Raw genomic sequence first — 21970 nt, forward strand, 5'->3', positions numbered from 1 at the left:
GTGCTCTATCTGTACTTCGTCCTGCTGGCCGGCAGCCTGTTCCTGCTCGCCGCCGGCATCCTGGAGCAGCGCCGGCACTACACGGCCCTGCACTCCATCCCCTCCCGCGTCCTGGTCAACGGCATTCGCGGCAAGTCCTCCATCACCCGGCTGTGCGCGGGCGCGCTGCGCGGCGGTGACCTGGTCACCGTGGCCAAGACGACCGGTACGGCCGCGCGCTTCATCCACCCGGACGCCACCGAGGAGCCGGTCTACCGCAAGTTCGGCATCGCCAACGTCGTCGAGCAGATCGGCATCGTCCGCCGGGCCGCCACCTACCGCCCGGACGCGCTGGTCATCGAGTGCATGGCCGTCATGCCGGCGCTCCAGGAGGTCAACCAGAGCAAGCTGATCCGCTCCACGATCGGCGTGCTGTGCAACGTCCGCGAGGACCACCTCGCGGAGATGGGCCCCACTCTGGACGACGTGGCCCGCTCGCTGTGCCGCTCGATGCCCGAGAACGGCATCTGCGTCACCGCCGAGAAGGAGCGCTTCCATATCCTCCAGGAGGAGGCGGACGCCCGGAACTGCCAGTTGGTCTACGCGGACCCGGAGATGGTCACCGACGAGGAGCTGCGCGGCTTCAGCTGGTTCACCTTCAAGGAGAACGTCGCGATCGCCCTGGTCGTCGCCGAGTTGGTCGGCGTGAAGCGGAAGGTCGCCCTCCAGGGCATGTACGACGCCCCGCCGGACCCCGGCGTGCTCTCCGTGGAGCGCTACGTGGCACCCGAGGACAAGCGGCTCGCCTTCGCCAACGTCTTCGCGGCCAACGACCCCGAGTCGACGCTGATGAACATCAACCAGCTGCTCGACCTCGGCGCCGTACGCCGTCCGCTCAACGTGGTGATCAACTGCCGTCCGGACCGCGTCGAGCGCAACGGGCAGATGGGCGAGATCATCCCCGACCTCCAGCCCGACAACGTCTTCGTGATCGGGCACCCGTCCAAGAGCGCCATCGACGCCATCCCCGCCCCGTGGCGCGAGAAGGCGGTCGACCTGGGCGGTGAGCGGCGGTCGGCCGACGAGTTCATGCCGGCCCTGCTCGGCCGCATGTCCGACGGTTCCTCGCTGGTCGCCATCGGCAACATCCACGGCCAGGGCGAGGAACTTCTGGAGTACCTCGCCGAGCTCCCGGCGGACGACGGCGACACCGGCGCCGCGCCGGGTCCGGCCGCCGAGGCCCCCGCCCAGGTGCCGCGCATGGACCCGTTCGCCTCGTACCCGACGGCGTACGAGGAGCGTTACCAGGCCTCGCAGACCCAGGAGATCCCGGTGGTCCGCATCCCGGCCCAGCCGACGGGACCGTACGGGCAGCAGCGGTACGACCAGGAGTACGGGCAGGAGCAGTACGGCCGGCCGCACGAGCGGCAGCAGTACGAGGCGCAGCCGCACGAGCAGCAGCGGTACGAGCGGCAGCAGTACGAGGCGCAGCCGCACGAGCAGCAGCAGTACGAGCAGCAGCCGCACGAGCGGCAGCCGCACGAGCGGCAGCCGCACGAGCAGTACGCCCCCGCTCCGCAGAACTGGCCGCCCCACGACGAAGCACACGACGACCCCTACGGCGACACCCCCCGCCCATCTGCCCGGAGACCCCGTTGACCACCGCCGCACTCACCCCCGAGATGGCCGCCCTCGGCATCGCCATAGGCCTGTTCTTCTCGCTGCTGTGCTACCTGACCACCAATCTGTCCCCCGGCGGCATGATCACGCCGGGCTGGATCGCGCTGACCCTCATCGAGGACCTCCAGCGCGCGGCCATGATGGTGGGCGTCACCGCGCTGACCTACGCGGGCACCAAGATCATGCAGCGGCTGGTGATCCTCTACGGCAAGCGGCTGTTCGCCGCGGTGGTGCTGCTGGGCGTGCTGCTCCAGGCCACGGTGATGATCGTGCTCTCGATCGAGTTCCCGCTCCTGTACGGCAACCAGACCCTCGGCTTCATCGTGCCCGGCCTCGTCGCCTACCAGATGGTGCGCCAGCCCAAGGGCGCCACCCTGCTGGCCACCGGCACGGTCTCCCTGATGGCCTACATCGTCGTCGCCGCCGGCCTGCTGCTCGGCGTCATGCCCACCGTCTGAGAAACCGAGGAGGAGCAAACCATGGCAGCGAAAGCCAAGAAGAAGTCGCGTCCGGTCGTCTCGGGCCTGGTGGTGCTGGCGCTCGTCGGCACGTCCGGCTACCTCACCCTGGAGCTGCGCAAGCAGGAGGACACGGGAGTCACGGAGGTCAGGAACGTCGGCGTCCTGGACGGGGCCCGCGGCTCCGGCGGTGGCGGCGCCTCGAAGGACGAGGGCGGGGAGAGCTGGTCCCGGCTGGAGAACCCGGCGCGTTCCGTACTGCGTACCGCGGACGGCCGGATCAAGGCCGTGCTCACGGACGGGGCGCGCTCCGCCACCCTGACCGGACCGGCACGCACCTTCGAGGAGCCCGCCTCCACCTCCTCCAAGGTCTCCACCACGGACTGGGTCCGGCTCATGCCCGAGCCCTGGGAGAAGGGCGCCGAGAAGAAGAAGTGGTTCAAGGAGTGGTACGCCGAGTACAAGGACAGCAAGGAGGACGACGTGTTCGCCTTCGCCTTCCAGTACGTGGCGGGCGCCCCGCAGAAGAAGGACGAGCAGGGCACCGTCTACGCCGGTGACGCGGAGTTCGGCCCGCTGAACACCACCGGCGCCGAGGGCGGCGACCTCCGCCTGGAGCAGTCCGACTTCTACGACTACCTCGGTGTGCCGTACCCCTTCCGCGACGGCTCCACCGGTACGCCGGAGGCCATGCGCGCCAAGGCCCTGGACTGCTCCGGCTTCATCCGTATGGTGCTCGGCTACCGCGCCCGCTACCCGCTGATGTCCTCCGACACCTCGGGCGACGGCCTGCCGCGCACCGCCAACGGCATGGCCCGCTCCGAGGAGGGCGTCGACGTGCTCCCGCTGTCCGGGGTGTCGCCGGACGACCGGCCGTCCGCCATCGACCAGCTCCAGCCCGGCGACCTCGTCTTCTTCAAGCTCGACACGCGCACCAAGGAGCGGCTGGACCACGTGGGCATGGTGCTCGGCTACGACACCGAGGGGCACCTGATCTTCGTCTCCAGCCGGGAGGAGGTCAACGGACCGACCATCGGCGACATGGGCGGCGTCTCCCGCCTGGACGGCAACGGCTATTACGCGAAGACGCTGCGCAGCGCCAAGCGGCTCTGACGACGGGCGGGGACAGCGGGGGGAGCGGGGGCAGCGCCGCGGCAGAGGCTGCGCTGTGGCAGAGGGAGTGTGCTGCGGCAGAGGCTGCGCTGTGTCAGAGGCAGCCGTGCGGCGGGGGTGTTGCCGATCAGCTCTCCGCCGCCGCCGATGCCTGGGCCTCGCCGCGTCGGCGGATCTGCCGGAAGGCGAACTCCGCCAGGTCGTCACCGGCCCGGAACACCCCGGTGGACTTCTCCTTGACGTCCTTGCCGTTGGTGAATCCGGCCACGGTGAAGTAGGCGTAGCGGCCGTAGGAGTTGGTGGTGGAGCGGCAGACGGCTCCGGTGCAGAAGGACGTGACGCCGCCGCCGGACAGGGAGCGCACGATGCTCTTCCTGTCGGCCTGCTTCTTGGCCTTCGCGGCCTGCGCCTCGGTGTCGAAGACGGCAACGCCGACCGTCACGGCGGTGTCGCCCTTGGTATAGGTGACGCGGATCAGCCGTGTGCAGTCATTGGCGTCGAGGACCTTCGGCAGGGTGCCCTGGACGGCGGAGCCGCAGGTGCGGGTGTCGGCCGTCGGGCCCTTCTTGTAGACCGTCTCGCCCATGGTCAGCTGGGTCCCGGGGAAGAGCAGGTCCGGGCTGAGCGGGGCCTTGTCCTTCTTGGCGCTGGAGACGAAGTCCTTCGGGTCGAGCGGGGGCGGGGCGCTGGTCGGGGCGAAGGACGGCTCGGTCGCCGTCGAGCTGGGAATGTCCGCCGTCGGGGGGAGCTGCGAGGAGGGGCCGCCGGACGCCTGGCCGGAACCGTTCGCCGAGACCACGGCCACGGCGACGGCACTGGCTATCGCCACGGTCGCCAGCGCGCCGCCGCCGATGAAGAACAGCCGGCGCCGCTTGGCGCGGGCCTCGGAGGCCTCGGCGAGGGCGGCCCAGTCCGGCGTGTTGTCACTGTCGCCGCTGTTCCAGGGCTGCTGCGGCTGTGGCTGCGGCTGTGGCTGCTGTGATTGCGGTTTCCAGGGATCCCACTGCGACTGAGGTCCCCCCTGCCCAAAGCTCATGGGCGGCATCTTAGACGGGCCGAGGGGCGTGCTGGTGCGCCTGCTTGAGGGCTTCAGGGCCTAGCGTTCCGTTCATGCGGATGGGCAAAAGCGACATCTCCGGGTGGTTGGTGCGGCCGGCGGGAGGGCACCTGTGGGCGGTGCTCGTGACCGTGCTGGCGGCCTGTGCCCTGCACGCGGCGCGGGTGACCCCGGACGGCGGGATGGACAACGCGATCGTCGTGCGGGCCGCCCGCACCTGGCTGGCCGGCGGCTCCCCGTACGACGATCCGCACTTCCTCTACCTCCCGAGCGCCGTCCTGGCCGCCGTCCCGCAGGCGCTGCTGCCCGGGGCCGTACTGCGGGTGCTGGTGCCGTGCGCGGTGACGGGCCTGCTGACGCTGGCCTGGGCCTGCGCGCTGCGTCTGCACCGGGTCGCGCTGGGCAGCCGGCTCGCGGTCCTCGGGCTGACCGGGCTCGCGGTCGGCTTCGCGCCGTTCGGTCACCTGGTGCGCCTGGGCAACTGGACGGTGACGGCGACGGTGGCGCTCCCGCTGGCCCTGCTGCTGGCGAGCCGGGGGCGGTGGACGGGGGCGGGGGCGGTCATCGGCGCGGCCGTGGCGCTCAAGCCGCTGCTCGCGCCCGTCGTCCTGCTCCTCCTCTTCGCCGGGCGGTGGCGGGGGCTGGCGGTGGCCGTCCTGGTGCCCGCGCTGGCCTCCGGCGCGGCGGCGCTGGCGATGCCCGACCCGGCCGGCTTCTTCACCCGCACCCTGCCCTTCCTGCTGCACGGCGACGACGGCTTCGTACGGCTCTACGAGGCCTCCCCGGCGGCCGTACTGCCCCGGCTCGGGGTGCCGTCGGCGCCGGCGCATGGGCTCGCGGTGGCGGCGGCCTGCGCCGGGGTGCTCTGCGCGTACCGGCGCTGGCGCCGAGCCGACCCCGGCCCGCTGCGTCTCGCGGAGACCGGCGCGGGCCTGATGCTCTCCGCGTTCCTCGTCTCCCGGCCGTCCTACGACCACTACCTCCTGGTCGCCCTGCCACTGCTGCTCGCCGGACTGCCGTACGCCGGATCGGTGGCCCGCGGGGTGTGGTTCTGGATCGCCCTCGTGCCCCAGGTGCCGGGGCTGACCTGGCCCTGGCTGGAGTCGGAGCGGCGGCGGGCCTTCCGGGACGCGTTCACGCTGTGCGTGCTGGCGGTGGCGGTCGCCCGGCAGGGCCTGACCGGTCCGACCGGCGCCGGTGGCCGGGTGCCCTCGGAGCGCGCGCCGGAATCCGAGAGGGCCCCCGCGGCTCCGTTTTGACCCGGCAGCCGGGGCCCGGGTATTCTGCACAGTCGTATGTGTATTGGCTTGCTCATTCTCACGTGAGGGGCCCTTACACCGGTCCACCGGGACCGATGACCAGCGATCTGCACGCGGTATGCGTCACCGCAGTGCGGTCAGGGCTGTCGTGATCGTCTTCGGTGACCAATGTCAGGACCACTCACTGAAGAAGCGAAGGCTACGAACCGTGCGTACGTACAGCCCCAAGCCCGGCGATGTGACGCGTCAGTGGCACGTCATCGACGCTCAGGACGTCGTCCTGGGTCGTCTGGCCACCACTGCGGCCTCCATCCTGCGCGGCAAGCACAAGCCGATCTACGCGCCCCACGTCGACACCGGTGACTTCGTCATCATCATCAACGCCGACAAGGTGCACCTCTCCGGCAACAAGCGGACCCAGAAGATGGCGTACCGCCACTCCGGGTACCCGGGCGGCCTGCGCTCCGTGCGCTACGACGAGCTGCTGGACAAGAACCCGGAGAAGGCCGTCGAGAAGGCCATCAAGGGCATGCTCCCGAAGAACTCCCTTGGCCGTCAGATGCTCTCGAAGCTGAAGGTCTACAAGGGTGACCAGCACCCGCACGGCGCGCAGCAGCCGCAGCCGTTCGAGATCACCCAGGTCGCGCAGTAGTTCCGGCCACCCTTTAAGACTGAAGAGAATCTGAGGAGCATCGTGGCCGAGACCACTCCCGAGCAGCCGCTCGAAGAGATCGACATCGACAGCTACACCACCGAGTCCGAGGCCCCCGTCGAGGGCGAGTACACCTCGGAGTCCATGGCCTCCGCGTTCGGCGAGCCCCAGCCGGCCGCCGGCCTGGGCCGTCGCAAGAACGCCATCGCCCGTGTCCGGATCGTCCCGGGCACCGGCAAGTGGAAGATCAACGGCCGCACCCTCGAGGACTACTTCCCGAACAAGGTGCACCAGCAGGAAGTCAACGAGCCCTTCAAGGTGCTCGAGCTCGACGACCGTTACGACGTCATCGCCCGCATCGCCGGTGGCGGTGTCTCCGGTCAGGCCGGCGCGCTCCGTCTCGGTGTCGCCCGCGCCCTGAACGAGGCCGACGTCGACAACAACCGCGGCGCGCTCAAGAAGGCCGGCTTCCTGCGCCGCGACGACCGCGCGGTCGAGCGGAAGAAGGCCGGTCTGAAGAAGGCCCGCAAGGCTCCGCAGTACAGCAAGCGCTAAGCCGCGCCTGCCTGTACTCCGAACGCCCCGGCGGCACGCCACTGTGCTGCCGGGGCGTTCGTGTATCCCCGCCGTTGGGCGTATAACGGCACAAGACGTTCAGACGTTCAGTGGTTAAGAAGCTCAGAGGTTCAGAAGCTAGAAAGCTTGTGTGATCGGATGGCCGGGCGCTGCGTTGCGACGCGCGTCCGTGACCACGGGAGCCGACTGCGTGGGCCGCACCGGCAGCCGCTTCCGGAATTGACGTTTCCTCAGGAGGACAAGTGGGACGACTCTTCGGCACGGACGGCGTGCGCGGCGTCGCCAACGCGGATCTGACGGCCGAGCTGGCGCTGGGCCTCTCCGTCGCCGCGGCGCACGTACTGGCCGAGGCGGGCACCTTCGCCGGGCACCGGGCGACCGCGGTGGTCGGACGGGACCCGCGCGCCTCCGGGGAGTTCCTGGAGGCCGCGGTGGTCGCGGGCCTGGCCAGCGCAGGCGTGGACGTGCTGCGGGTCGGCGTGCTGCCGACGCCCGCGGTGGCCCACCTCACCGGCGCGCTCGGCGCCGACCTCGGCGTGATGCTGTCGGCGAGCCACAACCCCATGCCCGACAACGGCATCAAGTTCTTCGCCCGCGGCGGCCACAAGCTCGCCGACGAGCTGGAGGACCGCATCGAGTCCGTCTACGCCGAGCACCGCGCCGACGCCCCCTGGGAGCGCCCGACCGGCGCCGGTGTCGGCCGCGTCCGGGACTACGACCAGGGGCTCGACCAGTACGTCGCCCACCTCGTCGGCGTCCTTCCGAACCGCCTCGACGGACTGAAGATCGTCCTGGACGAGGCGCACGGCGCGGCCTCCCGGGTCTCGCCCGAGGCGTTCGCGCGGGCCGGTGCCGAGCTGGTCACCATCGGCGCGGTGCCCGACGGCCTCAACATCAACGACGGCTGCGGCTCCACCCACCTCGACCCGCTCAAGGCCGCCGTCGTCGAGCACGGTGCCGATCTGGGCATCGCCCACGACGGCGACGCCGACCGCTGTCTGGCCGTGGACCACACCGGCGCGGAGGTGGACGGCGACCAGATCCTCGCCGTACTCGCCCTGGCGATGCGGGAGCGCGAGGCGCTCCGCTCGGACACCGTCGTCGCGACCGTCATGTCCAACCTGGGCTTCAAGCTCGCCATGGAGCGCGAGGGCATCCGGTTCGCGCAGACCGGCGTCGGCGACCGGTACGTCCTGGAGGAGATGAAGGAGCACGGCTACGCCCTGGGCGGCGAGCAGTCCGGCCACGTCATCATCCTCGACCACGCCACCACCGGCGACGGCACGCTGACCGGCCTGATGCTGGCGGCCCGGGTCGCGCAGACCGGCCGCACGCTGCGGGACCTCGCGTCAGTGATGGAGCGGCTGCCGCAGGTCCTGATCAATGTGCCGGACGTGGACAGGTCGCGGGTGAGCACCTCCGCCGAGTTGAGTACGGCGGTCGCCGAGGCCGAGCGCGAACTCGGGAGCACCGGGCGGGTGCTGTTGCGTCCCTCCGGGACCGAGCCGCTCGTTCGGGTGATGGTCGAGGCGGCGGACATCGAGCAGGCCCGGTCTGTCGCGGGGCGGTTGGCCGACGCGGTGAAGTCGGCGCTGGGGTAGTTCTGCGGGGCCGGGTTCGCGGTGGGGGTGCTGTGCGTGGCGGGCCGCGGTGCCGTCGCGGCTTGTTCGCGCAGCTCCCCGCGCCTCTTGGGGCACGGGTCCAGCCCGGCGTTCGGAGGCGGCCGTTCGTCAGGAGCTCTGCGGCTTCGTCAGTCGTGAGCGTTGAGTCGACCACAGGGCCTTCTGGGTCAGCAGGGTCAGGGTTCCGGCCACGACGATGCCCGCGAGGTTGAGCAGGAGTTGTTCGGTGGAGCCCACCGTCTGCCTCGTGTCGCCGAAGCTGAGGGCCACGGCCGCGTTGGCGGCGGCCGGGACCGTGGTGACGGAGATGGCGACGCCCACCAGGGCGCCGGACTTCGCCGAGGTGAGGGACAGCGTGCCCGCGATGCCGGCGAGGATCGCCACCACGAAGGAGAAGGCGTCGGGGGCGTAGACGAAACCGGTGTTGGGCCGGTCGCCCTCCAGCCTGCCCTCACTGAACCGGCCGAACGCGGTCATGACCCAGCTGAAGCCCACCGTCACCGCCATCGCCACCGCGAACCCCACCAGCAGGGCGATCAGTGAGCGCAGCGCCAGTCGTGGCGCCCGCTGCACGATCGCGGTGCACACGCCGGCCAGCGGGCCGAACTCCGGTCCTACCGCCATCGCGCCCACGATCAGGATCGCGTTGTCGAGCACCACACCGCAGGCCGCGATTATCGTGGCGAGGGTGATGAAGGCGACGTAGGTGACGGAGAGCGTCGACTCCTCGTGTGTCGCCTCCTCCAGCTGCTCCCACAGCACCGCGTCGGCGGGCTCGCCCGGCGCCTCCCTCTCCGCCTGGTCGGCCCGCTCGGACAGCGACAGGTCGATGTTCTCGGCGGTGATGGCGCCGCAGCTGTCGATGCCCAACGCCCTGAGGCGGTTGATGAGTTCGTCGCCTGCCTCGCGGGCCACGTCGCACATGACGACGTCGCCCTCGGGTTCGCGGGCGACGCCGGGCAGGACGACGAGGTGGGTGGTGCCGACCGTACGGTCGATCAGGCGGACCACCTCGTCGGTGCGGTCGGCCGGAGTGATCAGGCGCAGATGCAGCATCCGGCATTCCTACCGCACCGCCCGCCTCACAGCTTGCGCAGGCTGAGCCGCTGCACCTTGTGGTCGGGGCCCTTGCGCAGCACCAGGGCGGCCCGGCCCCGGGTGGGGGCCACGTTCTCCACCAGGTTGGGCTTGTTGATGGTCCGCCAGGTGGTGCGGGCGTAGTCCAGGGCCTCCTCCTCCGAGACCTGGGTGTACTTGCGGAAGTACGAGGAAGGGTCCTGGAAGGCGGTCTCGCGCAGCTTGCGGAAGCGGCTCAGGTACCAGCGCTCGATGTCCTCGGTGCGCGCGTCGACGTAGACGCTGAAGTCGAAGTAGTCGGCGAGGCCGACCCTGGTACGGCCGTCCTTGCCTGGCAGCGCGGGCTGGAGCACGTTGAGGCCCTCGACGATCAGGATGTCGGGGCGGCGGACGACGAGCCGCCGGTCCGGGACGATGTCGTAGATGAGGTGGGAGTAGACGGGCGCGGTGACCTCCGCCTTGCCCGCCTTGATGTCGGCGACGAAGCGGGTCAGGGCCCGGCGGTCGTACGACTCGGGGAAACCCTTCCGCGACATCAGGCCACGCGCCTCCAGCTCCCGCGTCGGCAGCAGGAAGCCGTCGGTCGTGACCAGCTCGACGCGCGGGTGCTCGGGCCAGCGGGACAGCAGGGCCTGGAGCAGGCGGGCGACGGTGGACTTGCCGACCGCGACCGAGCCGGCGACCCCTATGACGAAGGGGGTGCCGGACTGGGAGCCCTGCTCGCCGAGGAAGGTGTTCAGGGCACCGCGCAGGCCGTCGGTGGCGCCGACGTAGAGGTTGAGGAGCCGGGAGAGCGGGAGGTAGATGTCCCGCACCTCGTCGAGGTCGATGACATCGCCGAGGCCGCGCAGCTTCTCCACCTCCTCGGCGGTCAGCGGCAGCGGCGTCTTCTCGCGCAGCGCGCTCCACTCGGGGCGGGTGAGGTCGAGGTAGGGAGTCGCCTCCGGCCGGGACCGGTGGGCGCTCCGGGGAATCGAGGGGACCGGAGAGATCACAGTCCATTGTTAACGGAGTTCGTACGGTGCGGCAGGTGGGCTGTGTCACGTCGCCCGGCGCCGGTGGGGGAGATCACATGGGCGTCACGGTCGCACGAGCGACGCCCGGCTCGACGAGCTGGGCTGACGCCGGGAGTCGTGGACGGCGTTCGTACCCCGGTGGGAATTTCCGATTTCGGGCAGGGAGAGCCCGCTTGGTGACCGCTTCCGGGCCGAGACTGCTCGTAGGCTGCCGCCTATGTGCGGAATCGTGGGATATGTAGGGTCTCAGTCGGCGCTCGACGTCGTGATGGCCGGACTGAAGCGGCTCGAATACCGGGGCTACGACTCGGCGGGTGTCGCCGTGCTGGCGGACGGCGGCCTCGCCACCGCCAGGCGCGCGGGCAAGCTCGTCAACCTCGACAAGGAACTGTCCGAACACCCGCTGCCGTCCTCCGCGACCGGCATCGGCCACACCCGCTGGGCCACCCACGGCGGTCCCACCGACGCCAACGCCCACCCGCACCTCGACAACGCGGGCCGGGTGGCCGTGGTCCACAACGGCATCATCGAGAACTTCGCCCTGCTGCGCGCCGAACTGGCGGAACGCGGCCACGAACTGCCCTCCGAGACCGACACCGAGGTCGTCGCCCATCTGCTCGCCGAGGAGTTCTCCGCCTGTGCCGACCTCGCCGAGTCGATGCGGCTGGTGTGCCGGCGGCTGGAGGGCGCGTTCACGCTGGTCGCGGTGCACGCGGACGCACCGGACGTGGTCGTGGGCGCGCGCCGCAACTCGCCGCTCGTGGTGGGCGTGGGGGAGGGCGAGTACTTCCTCGCCTCGGACGTCGCGGCCTTCATCGCCCACACCCGGGACGCCGTCGAGCTGGGCCAGGACCAGGTCGTCGAACTGCGCCGCGACGGCGTGACCGTCACCGGATTCGACGGCACCCCGGCGGACGTGCGCGCCTACCACGTCGACTGGGACGCCTCGGCCGCCGAGAAGGCGGGCTACGCCTCCTTCATGCTCAAGGAGATCGCCGAGCAGCCGAAGGCCGTCGCCGACACCCTCCTCGGCCGCATCGACGGCTCCGGCACGCTGAGCCTGGACGAGGTGCGCATCCCGCCCGGGGTGCTCCGGGAGGTCGACAAGGTCGTCGTCGTCGCCTGCGGTACGGCCTTCCACGCCGGGCTGATCGCCAAGTACGCCATCGAGCACTGGACGCGGATCCCCTGCGAGGTGGAGCTGGCCAGCGAGTTCCGCTACCGCGACCCGATCCTGGACCAGCGGACCCTGGTCGTCGCGATCTCCCAGTCCGGCGAGACCATGGACACCCTGATGGCCCTGCGCCACGCCCGGGAACAGGGCTCCAGGGTCCTGGCCATCTGCAACACCAACGGCTCGACGATCCCCCGCGAGTCCGACGCCGTGCTCTACACCCACGCGGGTCCCGAGGTCGCCGTCGCCTCCACCAAGGCCTTCCTCACCCAGCTCGTGGCCTGCTACCTGGTCGCCCTGTACCTGGGCCAGGTGCGCGGCACGAAGTACGGCGACGAGATCCGCGAGGTCGTCCGCGACCTCTCCCGGATCTCCGGCGCGGTCGGGCAGGTCCTGGAGACGATGGAGCCCGTACGGGAACTGGCCCGCTCCCTCGCCCACACGGACACGGTGCTGTTCCTCGGCCGGCACGTCGGCCACCCCGTCGCCCTCGAAGGCGCCCTCAAGCTGAAGGAGCTGGCGTACATGCACGCCGAGGGCTTCGCGGCGGGGGAGCTGAAGCACGGTCCGATCGCGCTCATCGAGGAGGGCCTGCCGGTCGTCGTGGTCGTCCCGTCCCCGCGCGGGCGGTCGGTCCTACACGACAAGATCGTGTCCAACATCCAGGAGATCCGCGCCCGCGGCGCCCGCACCATCGTCATCGCCGAGGAGGGCGACGAGGCGGTCGTCCCCTACGCCGACCACCTCGTCCGCATCCCGGCCACCCCGACCCTCCTCCAACCGCTGGTGGCCACGGTGCCGTTGCAGGTCCTCGCCTGCGAACTGGCGACGGCCCGGGGCAACGAGGTGGATCAGCCGCGGAACCTGGCGAAGTCGGTGACGGTGGAGTGAGCGGGCTTCAGAGCGTCGACGAAGGTGGCGAAGGCGGCGGACGGGAAGGTGAGCGTCGCCGTCGCCGGGGTCTTGGAGTCGCGGACGGCGACGCGCGTGGGTGAGTGCGCTATCTCCACGCAGGAGTTGCCGTCGCCGGCACCCGAGTAGGAGGACTTGCGCCAGTTGTCAGGGGTGATCACGAGGTGCTCACGCTTCCTTGGCCAGGCGGTGGATGAAGTCACGCGAACGCGCGGGGTCCAGAGACGCGGCTTCCAGCTTACGTAGGAGTGTTCGGAGGACCCGCAGTTGGGCTTCGGAATCAATGAGGGCCGCGGTGTGAGGTGCGTCGTCGACGGCGGTGTCCAGCCTGGGCACGGCGCCACCCGCCAGCATCATGGGCGCCCAGGAGCCGCCGAAGCCCTCCAGGTCGAAGGGGATGACCCGCACGCTGATGCGCTCCCCTTCGGAGCGTTCGAGGAGGTCGGCGAGTTGAGCACGTAGCGTGGTGCTGTCGCCGACCCGGATGCGCAGCGCCGCCTCATGGATGACCGCTTCGTACGGCGTGGGTTCGGCGCCGTCAAGGAACACTTTGCGTTGCATGCGATGCCGTACACGCAACTCCAGATCCTCACTGGAAAGCTCAGGGATCCTGTCGGCGTAGATGGCGCGGGCGTAGTCCTCCGTCTGAAGGGGGCCAGGGATGTACAGGAACTGGACCTCTTTGAGGGACGTGGCGTGGTGCTCCAGTTCGGCGAGATCGAGGAACGCTGTGGGCAACAACCCCCGGTACTCCTCCCACCAGCCGCGCGTCCGATCGGTCGCCATGGCGACCAAGGCGTCGACGAGTGCCTGGTCCGTGCAGGCGTAGTGACCGGCAAGGCGGCGCAGCCGCTTCTCGCTGACTCCTGCGAGGCCCATCTCGATCTGGCTGATCTGTGCCGAACTGACGCCGAGCAGCGCTGCTGCCTCCCGGGTCGCGAGCCCTGCGGCGTCGCGGAGCCTGCGCAGTTCGATCGCCAGCCGCATCTGCCGTGCCGTTGGCTGACGACGCAGTGCCATGTGCTGCTCCTTCCAACGCCCCCATGAGCGCGACTCGTTCGGAGTCAGATTACGCGAGTGGCTTGCGGTACTTAATTCGTTAGACCTACCGTCGGTGACGCGCCGCACACTCTGCGGAATGCCGGGTCACCGGAAGCGCACCGCTCCGTCCTGCCGTGACGGGCGCGGCACTGCCACCGGCCCCCGCACCCAACCACTCACCGCCGACCGGGAGTCGCCGTATGCCTGAAACCGACCCGTGGGAGTACTCCCTCTACATTCCGAACGACGTCCGCGCCGTCACCGTCAGCCGTCGCACTCTCCGCCTCATCCTCACGGTGCACGGCCTCATCGGCATGGTCGACCTGGCGGAACTGCTCGCGACGGAGCTGGTGTCGAACGCCGTACGGCACACCAAGGGGCCGGCCGCCCTGCGTGTGCGCTGGGCGGGGAACGGCGTACTGCGCATCGGGGCGTGGGACGCGGACCCGTCCCCGCCCGAACCGCCGCTGCCGTTCGACCGGGGGCTGGACGCGGAGGAGGGGCGGGGTCTGGCCCTGGTGCGGGCCTGCGCCGACGTATGGGGCTGGCAGCCGCTGGCCCGGGAGGGCAACCGAGGCAAATACATCTGGTGCGAACTAGGTTCTGCGGGATCGGTGGCGTGAACGTTTCTCCGCCACTCGAAAGGGTGAACGCATCCCGATCACCCGGCGCTGGTCGGAAATGCTGGAAGTGGGCTTGGAGAACACTCCGGCCCGAGACACGTGGAGGGAGCTGGAAAAGGTGGTTATCTCTTACTTCCCGGGCCGTGGGACGGTCTTCGAGGAGGCGTACTACGACGGGGAGGCCAAAGGCAAGGCTGCGGGCATGGCTGCGGGTCTGGCTGCGGGCAAGGCCGAGGGCGTCCTGCGCGTTCTGGAAGTGCGGGGCGTCGCCGTCTCCGACGACGTACGCACCCGCATCAGTGAGTGCACGGACCTGGACCCCCTCGACGCGGAAGGAACTCGACCCGCTCGACCCGGAGTGAGTCAGCGGTCCGTGGGCCGGAGCACGGTGACGAGCCGGAAGCGTTCCAGCACCGCGGGCGTCGAGTCGTCCACCGTGAACTCCGGGTCTCCCAGGGCCGTGCGCATCTCCTCGCTGTGCCAGAACCGCTCATGTCCCGCACGCCACCCGGCCACGCTCGTGTACCCCTCGCCCTCGTCGACCGCGTGGGCGAGGTCCACCTCGGCCAGCGGGACGACGCGCACCTCCGTCACCTCGACGACGGCGACGGGGAGTTCACCGGAGTCGACGACCACTGAGCGGCTCCCGACCTCCGGCAGCGGCTCTCCCTCGTACTCGTAGTCGGCGACCAGGCCGGTCGTGGAGGTCTTCGAACCGTCGAGGACCGCCGCGACGAGCCGGTCGCGCAGGGGGCCGGGGAAGGCGAACTCGGCCTTGGGCAGCGAGTCGAGGTCTGTGGGGGCCGGGGTCGGTTCGGGGGCCATCCGATCAGGCTACTGGCGAGGAGCACACTCCGCCCTCCGCTCAATGCCCCCGCACGTCCCGCCACGCAAGGGGGATCGCCCCCGCCACGTCGTGCGCGCCCGCCGGTGCCCCCGCCGACGCGAACCGGCCCGCCAGGCCGTGGAGATACGCGCCCGCGCTCCCCGCGTCCACCGTCGACAGGCCCGCGGCGAGGAGGGAACCCGCCAGGCCGGACAGCACATCCCCGCTTCCGGCCGTGGCGAGCCAGGACGTCCCCGTCGAGTTGACCCGCACCGGCCCGCCCTCCGCGCCGGCCACCACCGTCGTCGAGCCCTTCAGCAGCACCGTCGCCCCGTACCGCGCCGCCAGCTCCCGTGCCGAGGCCAGGCGTGAACCCTCGACCTCCTCGCGGCTCGCCCCGAGCAGCGCCGCCGCCTCCCCGGCGTGCGGGGTCATCAGCGTCGGTGCCGTACGCGCCCGCACGGCGTCCACGTCGGCGAGCCGCAGCCCGTCCGCGTCGATCAGTACCGGCACCTCCGCCGCCAGCACCTCCGCCACGGTCCCGGCGTCGTCACCGGCCCCCGGTCCGACGACCCACGCCTGCACCCGCCCCGCCCGCTCCGGGCCCTGGCCGGACACGAGCGTCTCCGGGAAACGGGCGACCACCGCGTCCCCCGCCGGACCGGCGTACCGCACCGCCCCCGCCCCGCCCCGCAGCGCGCCCGCGACGGCGAGCACGGCCGCGCCCGGATAGCGGGCCGACCCGGCGGCGATGCCCACGACCCCGCGCCGGTACTTGTCACTCTCCGCCCCCGGCACCGGCAGCAGCCGCGCCACGTCGGCGTGCTGCAACGCCTCCAGTTCAGCCGCCTCGGCGGGCAGCGGCAGCCCGATGTCCACCAGCCGTACCGACCCGGCGTACTCCCGCGCCGGATCGATCAGCAGCCCCGGCTTGTGCGTCCCGAACGTCACCGTCAGATCGGCGCGGACCGCGTCCCCGCGCACCTGCCCCGTGTCCGCGTCGACCCCGCTCGGCAGATCGACGGCGACGACGGCGGCCCGGGACCGCGCGGCCGCGTCCGCCGCCGGCACCGCCTCCTGCCGCAGCCCGCCCCTGCCGCCGATCCCGACGATGCCGTCGAGGACCAGATCGGCCCGTGCGATCCGTTCCGACGCCGAGGACGAGTCACCCCCCATCGTCCGGCCGCCCGCACGCCGCAGCGCCGCCAGCCCTCCCCCGTGCGCCCGGTCCGGCGCGAGCAGCACCGCCGTCACGCCCGCGCCCCGCCGGGCCAGCCGCGCCCCCGCGTACAGGGCGTCGCCGCCGTTGTCGCCGCTGCCGACGAGCAGCACCACCCGGCTGCCGTAGACCCGCCCGGCCACCCGCCCCAGCACCTCCGCACAGGCGGCGGCCAGCCCGGCCGCGGCCCGTTGCATCAGCGCCCCCTCCGGGAGCCGCGCCATCAGCTCCCGTTCGGCGTTCCTGACCGTCTCCACCCTGTACGCAGTCCGCATGCCGTCGAGTCTTCCCCGTACGCCGGGAACACGCACGGCCCGGGGCCGCCGGTCCTCCGCGATGGGGGACAGTTGTCCCATGACGCGATGGGGGACAGTTGTCCCATGAGCGGCGGCGACGACGAGACGGCACAGGTGGTGACCTCGCTCGGAGCCCGCCTGCGCGCCATCCGGCAGGCCCGCGGGCTCACCCTGGCCCAGCTCACCGCCGCCACCGGCATCTCCGTGAGCACGCTCTCCCGGCTGGAGTCGGGGCAGCGGGAACCGGGGCTGCGGCACCTGCTGCCGCTGGCCCGGGCGCACCGGCTGCCCCTGGACGAACTCGTCGGCTCGCGGACCGGCGACCCCCGCATCCATCCGCGGCCCTTCACCCGGCACGGCCAGACCTGGGTCCCGCTCACCCGGAACCCCAACGACGGACTGCACGCCTACAAGCAGATCCTCTCCGCGCCGGCCACCCCGCGGACCGCGTGGACGCCCCGCCCCGAACAGGGATCGCACGAGGGCCACGAGTGGCTCTACGTCCTCTCCGGCCGGCTGCTCCTCGCTCTGGGCGAGCACGACCTCGTCCTGACGGCCGGTGAGACGGCGGAGTTCGACACCCGCGTCCCGCACGGCGTCGCCAACGCCGGGGACCGGCCCGTCGAGTGGATCGCCCTGTACGGCGCGCAGGGCGAGCGCATGCACATCCGGGTCCGGCCGACGGCGGACTGAGCGCAGGACGTGAGCGGACGGGCGCCCCCTACCCCTCCGCGATCACCACCGCCGACGCGATCCCCGCGTCGTGGCTCAGCGACACGTGCCACGACGCCACGCCCAGCTCCGCAGCCCGCGCCGCCACCGTCCCCGAGACCCGGAGCCGCGGGCGCCCGCTGTCCTCGACGTACACCTCGGCGTCCGTCCACAGCAGCCCCGCCGGCGCGCCCAGCGCCTTGGCCAGCGCCTCCTTCGCCGCGAAGCGGGCGGCGAGCGAGGCGACACCCCGCCGCCCGCCGCTCGGCAGCAGCAACTCGCTCTCCAGGAAGAGCCGCCCCGCCAGGGCCGGTGTGCGTTCCAGCGACGCCCCGAACCGCTCGACCTCGGCCACGTCGATCCCGACCCCGATGATGCTCATGCCGGGCACCCTAACCACTGCCCGCCCCGCGTCGAACGGGTGACGTCCGGGCACGCCGCGCCGGGCGGGGGCTCTGAGAGACTGGGGGCACGATGAGTGAGACAGCTGCTCGGCGGGCCGCGGTGCTGCGGGCCCGGGCCGAGATCGACCTGGCCGCCCTGCGGGACAACGTACGCGCGCTGCGCGAACGGGCCCCCGGGGCGGCTCTCATGGCCGTCGTCAAGGCCGACGCCTACGGCCACGGCGCGATCCCCTGCGCCCGCGCCGCCGTCGAGGCGGGCGCGACCTGGCTCGGCACCGCCACCCCGCAGGAGGCCCTCGCACTGCGCGCGGAGGCCGGGCTGCCGGACGACCTGCGGATCATGTGCTGGCTGTGGACGCCCGGCGGCCCCTGGAGGGAGGCGGTCGAGGCCCGTCTCGACGTGTCCGTCAGCGGCATGTGGGCCCTTGAGGAGGCCGTCGCGGCGGCACGGGCGGCGGGGCTTCCCGCGCGGGTGCAGCTCAAGGCCGACACCGGACTCGGGCGAGGCGGCTGCCCGCCCGGCCCGGACTGGGAGGAGCTGGTCGCGGCCGCCCTGCGGGCCGAGGACGAAGGACTGCTGCGCGTCACCGGGCTCTGGTCCCACTTCGCCTGCGCCGACGAGCCGGGCCACCCCTCCATCGCCGCGCAGCTCAGCCGCTTCCTGGAGATGACGGCGTACGCCGAGGAGCGGGGCCTGCGCCCCGAGGTGCGGCACATCGCCAACTCGCCGGCCACGCTCACCCTCCCCGAGACCCACTTCGACCTGGTACGGCCGGGCATCGCGATGTACGGCGTCTCGCCCAGCCCCGAGATCGGCACCCCGGCCGACTTCGGACTGCGCCCGGTGATGACGCTGGCGGCCTCGCTGGCCCTGGTCAAGCAGGTCCCCGGCGGTCACGGCGTCAGCTACGGGCACCACTACACCACTCCCGGCGACACCACCCTCGGCCTCGTCCCGCTCGGCTACGCCGACGGCGTCCCGCGCCACGCCTCCTCCACCGGCCCCGTCCTCGTCGACGGCAAGTGGCGCACGGTCGCGGGGCGGATCGCGATGGACCAGTTCGTCGTCGACCTGGGAGGGGACCGGCCCGAGCCGGGCGCCGAGGCGGTGCTGTTCGGGCCCGGCGACCGCGGCGAACCCACCGCCGAGGACTGGGCGCAGGCGGCGGGCACCATCGCGTACGAGATCGTCACGCGCATCGGAACCCGCGTTCCGCGCGTCTATGTGAACGAGTGACGCGACCGTGTGACGCGAGCGAGGGACGTCAGCGTGTGATGCGAGCGAGTGACGCGAACGTGTGACGCGAACGTGTGACGCGAAGAAGTGACGTGCGTGCGCCGGTCGGGCCAGTGACGCGCGTCCGGGTGAAACAGCGGCCGGCGGGTATCCGCACGGCGGCCCGGCGAAGAGGAGCGGTGTACGTGAGCGAGAGCAACGGGGAGGCCGTCGCGGCGGCCGTCGCCTCCGCCACCGAGGCCGCCGCCGGCGGCTGGCGCCGGGCGACCGGCATCGCCGGGGTCGCGGTAGGCGTGGTCGCGGCGGGCGCCGCGGCCGGCGTGGCGATAGAACGGCTCACCGTCGGCCGCGGGATGCGCCAGAAGGCCCGGCTCGCCCTCGACTCGGCGGGCCCATACGGCGGACTGCGCGGCACTCCCGGCAAGGCGTACGCCGATGACGGCACCGAGCTGTACTACGAGGTCGACGACATCGACCCGGAGGCCGAACCCGCCGGCGCCCGGCGCCGCAGACGGCTGTTCGGCCGCAAGGCGCCCGCGCCCGTCACCGTCGTCTTCAGCCACGGCTACTGCCTCAACCAGGACTCCTGGCACTTCCAGCGGGCGGCCCTCAGAGGCGTCGTCCGCACCGTGTACTGGGACCAGCGCAGCCACGGCAGGTCCGGGCGGGGCGTGTCCCAGACGCGGGACGACAGGCCGGTCACCATCGAGGAACTGGGCCGCGACCTGAAGGCCGTCATCGACGCGGCGGCGCCCGACGGCCCGATCGTGCTGGCCGGCCACTCCATGGGCGGCATGACCGTGATGGCCCTGGCCGACGCCTGCCCCGACCTGATCCGCGAGCGCGTCGTCGGCGCAGCCCTGGTCGGCACGTCCTCCGGGCAGCTCGGCGAGGTCAACTTCGGGCTCCCCGTGGCCGGTGTCAACGCGGTCCGGCGGGTGCTGCCGGGCGTGCTGAAGGCGCTGGGGCAGCGGGCCGAACTGGTGGAAAAGGGACGGCGGGCGACGGCCGACCTGTTCGCCGGGGTCATCAAGCGGTACTCGTTCGCGTCCCGGGACATCGACCCGGCCGTGGCCCGGTTCGCCGAGCGGATGATCGAGTCGACGCCGATCGACGTGGTCGCCGAGTACTACCCGGCCTTCAACGACCACGACAAGACCGAGGCACTCGCCCACTTCGCGGGTCTGCCGGTGCTCGTACTGGCCGGGGTGCGGGACCTGGTCACCCCGAGCGAGCACAGCGAGGCGATCGCCGACCTGCTCCCGGACGCCGAGCTGGTGCTCGTCCCCGACGCGGGGCACCTGGTGATGCTGGAGCACCCGGAGCTGGTCACGGACCGCCTCGCCGACCTGCTCGCCCGCGCGGGCGCCGTGCCGGCAGCGGCTACCGTGGAGGGCTATGGAAGCACCAGCAGCAGCGCAGGACCCGGCTGAGCCCTCCGGGTCCCCGGCGGGCGCCCCCGGCGTCGAGATCACCGTCACCTCCCCCGAGCAGATGCGGGAACTGGGCCGCAGGCTCGCCGATCTGCTGCGCGCCGGTGACCTGGTGATGCTCGACGGGGAGCTGGGCGCGGGCAAGACGACGCTGACCCGGGGGCTCGGCGAGGGCCTCGGCGTGCGGGGCGCCGTCACCTCCCCGACCTTCGTGATCGCCCGCGTGCACCCCCCGCTCGGTGACGGTCCGCCGCTCGTCCACGTGGACGCCTACCGGCTGTCCGGCGGGCTGGACGAGATGGAGGACCTCGACCTCGACGTCTCCCTGTCCGACTCGGTGATCGTGGTCGAGTGGGGCGAGGGCAAGGTCGAGGAACTGACCGAGGACCGGTTGCGGGTCGGGATCCACCGGGCCGTCGGCGACACCACCGACGAGGTGCGGCACGTGACACTGACCGGCTTCGGCGCGCGCTGGGCCACGACCGGCCTGAGCGTCCTCGCGGTCTGACGACCCCGTGGCGCCCTTCCCCGGGGGAGGCCCCGGGGATGTTCCGACACGATGTCGGCAAGATGTTGCGCTGGGGGTCTTGTGCGTGGTCACATGGTACCCGGTCCGTAGTTAGGCATGCCTTACTGCGCTCGCCCCCGACCTTCAGGAGGCGTCCATGTCTCAGCTCCAGCCGCAGGCCGGCCCGAGGCCCCAGTCACCCGCGCCCACCGGGGTGCCGATGCGTGATCTGCTCGCGTCCTGCGCCGCCGCGACGGCGGTCTCGACGCCGCCGCGCGCACCCGGGTCCGCGACGTGCCGGCCCGTCCGGGACCATCGCGAGGCCGCCTGACCCCGCCCGCCGCCGGGGGCCGTCAGCGGACGACGACGATCTGCTGTCCGATCGTCGCGAACTCCCACATCGCTTCGCCGTCCGCGCGCGACTCGCGGATGCCGCCGGTGCGTTCGCCCGGGTCGGGCTTCGCCGTCGAGCCGTCGACCGCCGCGCTGAACCCGATGACCACGCCCCCGGTACTGGTGAAGCGCACCACGTGCTCGACCGGGACGCCGTCGGACCCGGTGATCCGGTTGGACCGGGACGTGACCGTATAGCCGCCCGGTGAGGGGTCGACCGTACTGGGCGTGACCTCGAAGGTGCGCCGCACCCTGTCACCGGCGCCGACCAGCCACACGCGGTCGTCGTCCACCGAGTACACCACCCGCTCACCCCTTCCCGACCCCGCGGGCAGGGCGCCGGGGTGCCGCCGGTCGCGCGGTGCCTTCGGGGCGCCCGGGGCGGGGGAACTGCTCGCGCCGGTCCGGTCGAGGTCGGCCGGGGCGCCGACGGACGCCTGGTGGGCGAGGACGCCGATCGTCACGAGGGCCGCCGTGGTGAGACCGGTGACGAGACCGGCGCTGCTGCTGATCACTGGCGACCACCTCGTGCGTCGTACTCGTGCGTGCTGCGTGCTGCGTGCTGCTTCTGCGTGCTGCGTGGTGCGTGCTGCGTGCTGTGCTTGCGTGCTGCTTCTGCGTGGTGCGTGCTGTGCCTGTGTCCTGTGTCGCGCGCCCGGCGTCCTGTGTCGCGCGCCCGGCGTCCTGTGCGGGCGTGGAGCCTC

The 21970-nt window shown here is 71.9% G+C and carries 22 protein-coding genes; 13 read left to right on the top strand and 9 right to left on the bottom strand.

Annotated features, from left to right (window positions below; genetic code table 11):
* The 3 genes from pgsB to ACGFYH_RS05355 are packed head-to-tail and all read left to right on the top strand — an operon-like array spanning position 1 to position 3230.
* Positions 1-1638, top strand: coding sequence for a poly-gamma-glutamate synthase PgsB (gene pgsB, locus ACGFYH_RS05345; protein WP_393801778.1), 1638 nt, complete (start codon positions 1-3; stop codon positions 1636-1638).
* Complete coding sequence (locus ACGFYH_RS05350) at positions 1635-2117, top strand: poly-gamma-glutamate biosynthesis protein PgsC/CapC (RefSeq protein WP_184761006.1); 483 nt, start codon at positions 1635-1637, stop codon at positions 2115-2117. The genes pgsB and ACGFYH_RS05350 overlap by 4 nt, the downstream gene beginning before the upstream one ends.
* Positions 2118-2138: 21 nt before the next feature.
* Positions 2139-3230, top strand: a complete 1092-nt coding sequence (locus tag ACGFYH_RS05355; protein ID WP_393801779.1) for a C40 family peptidase — start codon at positions 2139-2141, stop codon at positions 3228-3230.
* Between the two features lie 127 nt (positions 3231-3357).
* Here ACGFYH_RS05355 and ACGFYH_RS05360 read toward each other — a convergent pair whose 3' ends face one another.
* Entirely contained in the window at positions 3358-4266 is a 909-nt protein-coding gene (locus tag ACGFYH_RS05360) for a hypothetical protein (RefSeq protein ID WP_393801780.1), read from the bottom strand.
* Between the two features lie 74 nt (positions 4267-4340).
* Here ACGFYH_RS05360 and ACGFYH_RS05365 point away from each other — a divergent pair, with 74 nt between their 5' ends.
* The 4 genes from ACGFYH_RS05365 (at position 4341) to glmM (ending at position 8375) form a co-directional block, all read left to right on the top strand.
* Positions 4341-5546: a glycosyltransferase 87 family protein gene (locus tag ACGFYH_RS05365; RefSeq protein ID WP_393801781.1), complete on the top strand. Its 1206-nt coding sequence runs from the start codon at positions 4341-4343 to the stop codon at positions 5544-5546.
* Positions 5547-5754: 208 nt separating this feature from the next.
* Positions 5755-6198 (top strand): 50S ribosomal protein L13, encoded by a 444-nt coding sequence (gene rplM / locus ACGFYH_RS05370; protein WP_003974239.1) that lies wholly within the window; start codon positions 5755-5757, stop codon positions 6196-6198.
* Between the two features lie 42 nt (positions 6199-6240).
* Complete coding sequence (gene rpsI / locus ACGFYH_RS05375; protein WP_393801782.1) at positions 6241-6753, top strand: 30S ribosomal protein S9; 513 nt, start codon at positions 6241-6243, stop codon at positions 6751-6753.
* A 263-nt stretch (positions 6754-7016) separates the two neighbouring features.
* Complete coding sequence (gene glmM / locus ACGFYH_RS05380) at positions 7017-8375, top strand: phosphoglucosamine mutase (protein WP_393801783.1); 1359 nt, start codon at positions 7017-7019, stop codon at positions 8373-8375.
* 129 nt (positions 8376-8504) lie between these two features.
* Here glmM and ACGFYH_RS05385 read toward each other — a convergent pair whose 3' ends face one another.
* Positions 8505-9452, bottom strand: coding sequence for a DUF389 domain-containing protein (locus tag ACGFYH_RS05385; protein ID WP_393801784.1), 948 nt, complete (start codon positions 9450-9452; stop codon positions 8505-8507).
* 26 nt (positions 9453-9478) lie between these two features.
* Positions 9479-10468 (bottom strand): type I pantothenate kinase, encoded by a 990-nt coding sequence (gene coaA / locus ACGFYH_RS05390; protein WP_393801785.1) that lies wholly within the window; start codon positions 10466-10468, stop codon positions 9479-9481.
* Positions 10469-10706: 238 nt separating this feature from the next.
* On the opposite strand from coaA, the gene glmS reads away from it, so the two are divergent.
* Positions 10707-12554: a glutamine--fructose-6-phosphate transaminase (isomerizing) gene (gene glmS / locus ACGFYH_RS05395; protein ID WP_393801786.1), complete on the top strand. Its 1848-nt coding sequence runs from the start codon at positions 10707-10709 to the stop codon at positions 12552-12554.
* Here glmS and ACGFYH_RS05400 read toward each other — a convergent pair.
* Positions 12515-12736, bottom strand: a complete 222-nt coding sequence (locus ACGFYH_RS05400; RefSeq protein WP_393801787.1) for a DUF397 domain-containing protein — start codon at positions 12734-12736, stop codon at positions 12515-12517. The genes glmS and ACGFYH_RS05400 overlap by 40 nt on opposite strands.
* A 7-nt stretch (positions 12737-12743) precedes the next feature.
* On the bottom strand, positions 12744-13595 hold the full coding sequence (locus ACGFYH_RS05405; RefSeq protein WP_393801788.1) for a helix-turn-helix domain-containing protein: 852 nt from the start codon (positions 13593-13595) through the stop codon (positions 12744-12746).
* Between the two features lie 221 nt (positions 13596-13816).
* Here ACGFYH_RS05405 and ACGFYH_RS05410 point away from each other — a divergent pair, with 221 nt between their 5' ends.
* The gene (locus ACGFYH_RS05410) at positions 13817-14239 is read left to right on the top strand and encodes an ATP-binding protein (RefSeq protein WP_393801789.1); all 423 of its coding nucleotides are present in this window, start codon (positions 13817-13819) and stop codon (positions 14237-14239) included.
* Between the two features lie 363 nt (positions 14240-14602).
* Here the strand turns inward: ACGFYH_RS05410 and ACGFYH_RS05415 are convergent, their stop codons facing one another.
* Positions 14603-15064: an ASCH domain-containing protein gene (locus tag ACGFYH_RS05415; RefSeq protein WP_393801790.1), complete on the bottom strand. Its 462-nt coding sequence runs from the start codon at positions 15062-15064 to the stop codon at positions 14603-14605.
* A 40-nt stretch (positions 15065-15104) separates the two neighbouring features.
* Positions 15105-16559, bottom strand: a complete 1455-nt coding sequence (locus ACGFYH_RS05420; protein ID WP_393801791.1) for an NAD(P)H-hydrate dehydratase — start codon at positions 16557-16559, stop codon at positions 15105-15107.
* Positions 16560-16664: 105 nt separating this feature from the next.
* Between ACGFYH_RS05420 and ACGFYH_RS05425 the strand changes: the two genes are divergently transcribed.
* On the top strand, positions 16665-17273 hold the full coding sequence (locus ACGFYH_RS05425; protein ID WP_393801792.1) for a helix-turn-helix domain-containing protein: 609 nt from the start codon (positions 16665-16667) through the stop codon (positions 17271-17273).
* A gap of 28 nt (positions 17274-17301) precedes the next feature.
* Here ACGFYH_RS05425 and ACGFYH_RS05430 read toward each other — a convergent pair whose 3' ends face one another.
* Positions 17302-17673, bottom strand: a complete 372-nt coding sequence (locus ACGFYH_RS05430; protein WP_393801793.1) for a holo-ACP synthase — start codon at positions 17671-17673, stop codon at positions 17302-17304.
* A gap of 92 nt (positions 17674-17765) precedes the next feature.
* On the opposite strand from ACGFYH_RS05430, the gene alr reads away from it, so the two are divergent.
* From alr to tsaE, 3 genes are all read left to right on the top strand, one after another.
* Entirely contained in the window at positions 17766-18932 is a 1167-nt protein-coding gene (gene alr, locus ACGFYH_RS05435) for an alanine racemase (RefSeq protein WP_393801794.1), read from the top strand.
* A gap of 185 nt (positions 18933-19117) precedes the next feature.
* Positions 19118-20365: an alpha/beta fold hydrolase gene (locus ACGFYH_RS05440; RefSeq protein ID WP_393801795.1), complete on the top strand. Its 1248-nt coding sequence runs from the start codon at positions 19118-19120 to the stop codon at positions 20363-20365.
* Entirely contained in the window at positions 20331-20873 is a 543-nt protein-coding gene (gene tsaE / locus ACGFYH_RS05445) for a tRNA (adenosine(37)-N6)-threonylcarbamoyltransferase complex ATPase subunit type 1 TsaE (RefSeq protein WP_393801796.1), read from the top strand. The genes ACGFYH_RS05440 and tsaE overlap by 35 nt, the downstream gene beginning before the upstream one ends.
* Positions 20874-21226: 353 nt before the next feature.
* Here tsaE and ACGFYH_RS05450 read toward each other — a convergent pair whose 3' ends face one another.
* The gene (locus ACGFYH_RS05450; protein ID WP_393801797.1) at positions 21227-21781 is read right to left on the bottom strand and encodes a hypothetical protein; all 555 of its coding nucleotides are present in this window, start codon (positions 21779-21781) and stop codon (positions 21227-21229) included.
* Positions 21782-21970: the final 189 nt, after the last annotated feature.

It is taken from the genome of Streptomyces sp. NPDC048392, from assembly GCF_043200575.1.
In the GTDB taxonomy this organism is placed as follows: domain Bacteria; phylum Actinomycetota; class Actinomycetes; order Streptomycetales; family Streptomycetaceae; genus Streptomyces.